Genomic DNA, 5071 nt, shown 5'->3' on the forward strand with positions numbered 1-5071 from the left:
CTCACCGGCCAGGATCGACAGCACGATCCGGACCTTCTCCTCCGGCGGCAACACCGGCGGCCTCACCATGATCGATCAGACTCCTTCACAGGGCAGGACCCGCAAGAAACAAGCCCTGCCACAAAGTCTGACGCGCGACACCTTCATGAACCTGGTCGCCCAGGTCATGACCACCGAGCCCTACGCCAGCGCGAGACGCGTCTTCTGGGTCGTGGACAACGGCTCCTCACACAGGGGGAAGAGAGCCATCGATCGCCTGACCAAGGCGTTTCCGAACGCGGTCATGGTCCACACCCCCGTACACGCGTCCTGGACGAACCAGATCGAGATCTTCTTCTCGATCGTCCAGCGCAAGGTCGTCCAACCCAACGACTTCACGGACCTGGCTCAGGTCCGAGACCGGCTCCGAAGGTTCGAAGACCGCTACAACGCCACGGCACAGCCCTTCCAGTGGAAGTTCACCACCTCCGACCTGAACGATCTGCTGGCCAGGCTCGACCGACACACATCCGCCGACCGACAAGAAGAATCCTCCATCGCCCTGGCAACGTGATCAACCCCCGAAGGACTTCCAGCGGTGACCACTTAGACAAGCCTCATCGTCCCAGTTCAGAAGGCACTTTCGCGTTCCCGCTCACCATCCGCTCCCAGCCCGAAGTGAAACGCGCAGGCTAGCGGGCAAGCACCGTTCGACCGTGTCGAAGATGGCCGCCAGGCACAAGGCCAGGATCGACACACCAAACGGGCCCTGAGTCTGCTTCGAGGCCCGGATCGAGCGGACGAACAGGAAGCCACTGGTGGCGGGGTTCGGTGGAATCCCTCTCCAGCAGCAGCGATCGGCGAAGATCACTGACCGTCGGCCTGTCTGGGTGGACTACCCGCACAAGGAGCTGATCACCAGGCTCCTGGCGGACACACGTCCGTGCCCTGGCCGATCTCGCCCGTGCCGGATGGCCGCCGTCCGACTGGGCGCGCGTCATGCTCGACCGGCGGCGCAAGACCCTCGTGGCCTGTACCGCCTGCCATGACCGCATCCACAAGGAACGAACGGCCAGATCACTCACGTCGTGATCACTGGAGAGCCGGATGACCAGGAAACTGTCATGTCCGGTTCGGCGGGAGGCCGCGCGGAAAGGACCTGTCACGGGCAGGCACCTCGCCGCGCGGCCGACCCAACCGCCTGGCTCGGCGGCTTCCGCCGCCATCCGCTGGCGCTAGCTTGGTATATCGAATACCTTTAGCGTGTTCGATTTGCCGGGCGCCGAGGGTGGCGACACGTCTAGCCGAGCATGCCCGGTGGCCCTATGCCGGGTGCACCAGGCCGTCTTCCCCCCGCGGCCTGGTGCACCCACCCGGTCGAGCCGTCCCGTCAGACCACTCTTCCCGCCCCAGACGCCTTCCCGTCGGCGCGGTGGAAAGGCCCGTGTCATCTCACCCCTCAACTCGCCCGTTACCCGACCCGTCCGTAAGGATCTCTACGCCGCAGTCGCACCAGATCCGGCCTGTAAGCACATCGGTGCGCGGCGCCGTGGCCGACATGGATGCAGTCCGCGATCGCGGTCCCTGTCAGGGTCCGTTCACATCCCGTGGGTGGCGGCCTCCGGCCTCCTGCTTTCGGCTTCGGCACTCGGGTTGGCAAGGACCGGCGTTGGAGTCCCTGCTGGTCGGATCAACGCAGACGGTCAGAGGACCACGATGACCCACTCCTCATTCCCGGGTGCCGACAGGAATGCCCCCCTACCGGCGCCTCGTACAGGCATTCGCTCGGCCGTCGAGGGACTGGAGACCTCGCCTCCCACGGCGGAGCCCGATGGTGACGCAGAACTGACGGAACGCCTGCGGGCCGGAGAGGACGGGGTCGTGGCGGTGCTGTATGCACGCCATCACTCAGCCGTTCTTGCCTTCGCCCGTAGTTGCGTCGGAACCACGGGTTGTGACGAGGATCTGGCCAGCGAGGCCTTCACCCGCGTCATCGCCGCCGTGCGATCGGGCCACGGCCCCACCGGAGACTGGCGGCCCTACCTCATGACGGTGGTACGCAACACGGCGACGGCGTGGGGGAGCGCGGAGCGCCATACCTTCCCCACCGCCGACGTCGGGATGCGGGCCGATCGGCACACCTCCGTCCCACCGCCCGACCAGATTCTCGAAGCCGCCATCGACCACGACCTGGTCCGCGCCGCCTATCACACACTGCCCGAGCGCTGGCGCGCGGCGTTGCAGCACTCCGCGGTCGAGCAGCGGCCTATTGTGGAGGTCGCCCGCCTGCTCGGACTCACCAGCAGTGGCGCCTCGTCACTGGTGTCCCGCGCACGCGAAGGTCTGCGTCGCGCCTACTTGATGGCCCACCTCCAAGCTGCGAATTCCTCCCCGGGGTGCGCGGACCGCACCGCGCAGCTCGCGGCACTCGCCCGCCACCCCGCCCGCAGGAAGCCCGAACGCCTGGTCCGCCACCTCGACGCCTGCGCGAAGTGCCGGCACCGGTACGAGGAGATGCGCGAACTCAACCGTCGCTTCCGGCTCGCGAGGACGGCGCTCGTCCAGACGGATCCCAAGACTGCGGACCGCACCGGCGACCGTATGGCGCACGGGTCTGCGGCGGCCGGGCCGGTGTAACCCGTCCCTCTCGACCTGTTCCGGGGAATCAGGGACCGGCACGACCGGCGGTATCACCACGGCTCCCGCGCCGCCGCCCGCAACGGAGATCCCTCCCCCTGCGCGTGGTCGGCCGGGGCCGCTCGCGCACAGGCGAACCGTCGACCGGATGCTGCTACCGCCCGGCGGTACCGATGCCGGACGGCGATCCCTCCAGGAGCAGCCGGCTCCTTTCCACGTGCGCCAACGGAGCGGTGAGCGCTGACCGGGCTCCAGTGCCGCCGCCGATCGATCCCCGTCAAGCAGGGTATGCGGGTCGCCTCCGTGGTCGTAGGCCTTGCGTACACACGATCGGCCGCAGTGCGGCCGGCTTCAACGGCCCTGTGCCGCGGACGAGCTGACGGTGCCGTCCGCGGCACAGGGGGCCTGGGGTGGTGGTTTCGGTCAGGGCGTGCGGATCCAGAACTCGATCGACAGCGGCGGGACGGTGATAGTCAGCTGCGGGCCGGTTTTGTTGCTGATGAAGAGGTTGTTGGTGCTGGGGCCGTAGCGCAGGCCGCGGAAGGTGGCGGCGGTCTGGGTGTCGACGGTGAAGGTGTATGGCGTGCTGGAGGAGTTGGTGATCGCGAAGACCGGCTTGCCCTCCGGGGTCTTCCACGCCATGATCCGCCGACTGGGCGATGGCAGGTCCTGGTAGCCCCACTGCGGGGAGAGCTGGTAGCGCAGCAGTGGCTCGTCCACGTGGTAGCGGACCGAGTTCCAGGGCATGAACTGGACGAAGCCGGCGATGGCGTTCCAGTTGCGGGGGATGAAGTCCCAGTGTCCGGGGGCGATGTTGGGGTGGTGGCTGAAGTCGGTGTCGGTCGGGGGGCGCCAGTAGCCGAGGGCGTAGCCGTCCGCCTCGACGTTGGTGGTGGGTTTGAGTGCGTGGAGCCAGAACCAGGTCGGCGCGTCCTGGAACGTCATCCAGTTCATGATGGACTGGGCGGTGTTCAGCGTCCGGGCGTCGCTGGTCTGGTTGTCGAGGTACTCGAACTCGTTGTTGAACACGGGCTTGCCCAGAGCGCCGGCGGTGTAGCGGCCGGCCGGGATCTGTTCGGTGCTCTGTGTGCCGACCCGGTGGAAGGTCCAGGCGTCCACTGCGGCGAGTGCCTGGGGGTCGGCGACGGTGGCCTGGCCCAGGGAGTCCATCCAGCCACCCTGGCTGTTGGAGTGGATGAGGGCGTTCGGATACTTGGCCTTGATCTTGGGAGCGACGGCCTTGAACGTCTGCACGTACTCGGCGGGCGTGTACTGGCAGGTCGAGTAGGCCGCGATCCCGCTCGGCTCGTTCTGCAGGCCCCACATCGAGATCGGCACACCGCGGGCCGTCAGGTAGTCGAGGTCACCGACCATGGCGTCGCCGAGCTCGTCCAGGAAGGCCGGAGTGAAAGATGCCAGCTTGCCCGCGACGAAGGAGTTGTTGCTCTTGAAACCGGGGGGCGGCGACCAGTACTCGGCCGCGACGCCCTCGATGCCGGACCTACTGATCATGTCGGCGAGCAGTTCGGCCTGGCCGGGGTAGCGGTTCTGGAGGTGCTTTCCGGTGGGATCGGTCCCACGGAAGTACAAGCCGAGGCCGAGGCGGCAGTAGCGAAAGCCGCGGTCGGCGCGGCCGCCCTTGAGCATCTGCTGGTAGAAGCGATCCCGTTCGCCGGGGGTCAGGTCGTAGGGGACGCTGCTGAACGAGTCGGGCAGGCCGTTGTTGTTCGAGCCGATGGAGTCGGACTGGATCTCGAACCCGAGCCCGAGGATCGTCTGTCTCCGTGGCTGGTCGAAGCGGATGGTGTAGTTGCCGCTGGTGGCGGCGGCCGCCGAGGTGGCGCTCGCGATGGTGATCAGGGCGCCGGCGCCGGCGGCGCCGCGCAGGATGGATCTGCGGCTGATCGGGCGCGGCTCGGGGGTGGACATTTCTCGCCTCCGGGAGGTGGGGGTGACGTGCTCTGGTGACACCGAGGGGCGGACGCAGCCGAGCGACGGGTGGCCGTCGGCGGCGGCCCGATCAGCGCAGGACCGCAGCAGTTCGAGGAGGATCGGGCGGGGAATGCGGTTATCCCTACGCTCAGGTGCAGAGGGTGGGGGTTACCGTCGCACCAGGGTCGGCACCGGGCGATGAACCTTGCTGGGGTTCAGGCGGCCGGCCTCTACGCTGTCAGCAATGAAACAGAGAGTATCCGATATACTAAACATGGTCCATGGTCAGCTGTGAACTATCCGGCCCGGCCGACCGGAGGTGCGGCGCCATGCTGCCAACATGCCACTGCCCGAGGGGCGCACCACGTCAGTTGATCACTTACCTTGTGATTTATCCGGTGCGGCGGGGTTTGGTGCCGACCTTGTGATGAGCCGGTCGGCGGTAGGGCTCGCCGGTGGCCAGGAGCAGGCCCACGTCGTAGCGGTTCGCGGGGCGGCGGTTCTTGGAGCCGGGCGGGCGCCC

General features: G+C 67.5%; 4 protein-coding genes. 3 read left to right on the forward strand and 1 reads right to left on the reverse strand.

The features are described from left to right. The 3 genes from PUR56_RS00535 to PUR56_RS00545 all read left to right on the forward strand — a co-directional run. Nucleotides 1–553 (forward strand): transposase (locus PUR56_RS00535; RefSeq protein ID WP_329947383.1); only part of this gene is annotated, 553 nt, incomplete at its 5' end. Nucleotides 554–927: 374 nt separating this feature from the next. Next, complete coding sequence (locus PUR56_RS00540) at nucleotides 928–1071, forward strand: HNH endonuclease (RefSeq protein WP_329947386.1); 144 nt, start codon at nucleotides 928–930, stop codon at nucleotides 1069–1071. A 789-nt stretch (nucleotides 1072–1860) separates the two neighbouring features. Beyond that, complete coding sequence (locus tag PUR56_RS00545) at nucleotides 1861–2616, forward strand: RNA polymerase sigma factor (RefSeq protein WP_329947384.1); 756 nt, start codon at nucleotides 1861–1863, stop codon at nucleotides 2614–2616. Between the two features lie 423 nt (nucleotides 2617–3039). Here PUR56_RS00545 and PUR56_RS00550 read toward each other — a convergent pair whose 3' ends face one another. Beyond that, nucleotides 3040–4545: a hypothetical protein gene (locus tag PUR56_RS00550; protein WP_329947385.1), complete on the reverse strand. Its 1506-nt coding sequence runs from the start codon at nucleotides 4543–4545 to the stop codon at nucleotides 3040–3042. Between the last annotated feature and the right edge of the window lie 526 nt (nucleotides 4546–5071).

Source organism: Streptomyces sp. BE303 (genome assembly GCF_036290945.1).
Lineage (GTDB): Bacteria > Actinomycetota > Actinomycetes > Streptomycetales > Streptomycetaceae > Kitasatospora.

Coding starts and splice junctions, on each gene's coding strand:
- PUR56_RS00550 (WP_329947385.1), bottom strand. CDS start 4,545: ATGTCCACCCCCGAGCCGCGCCCGATCAGCCGCAGATCCATCCTGCGC.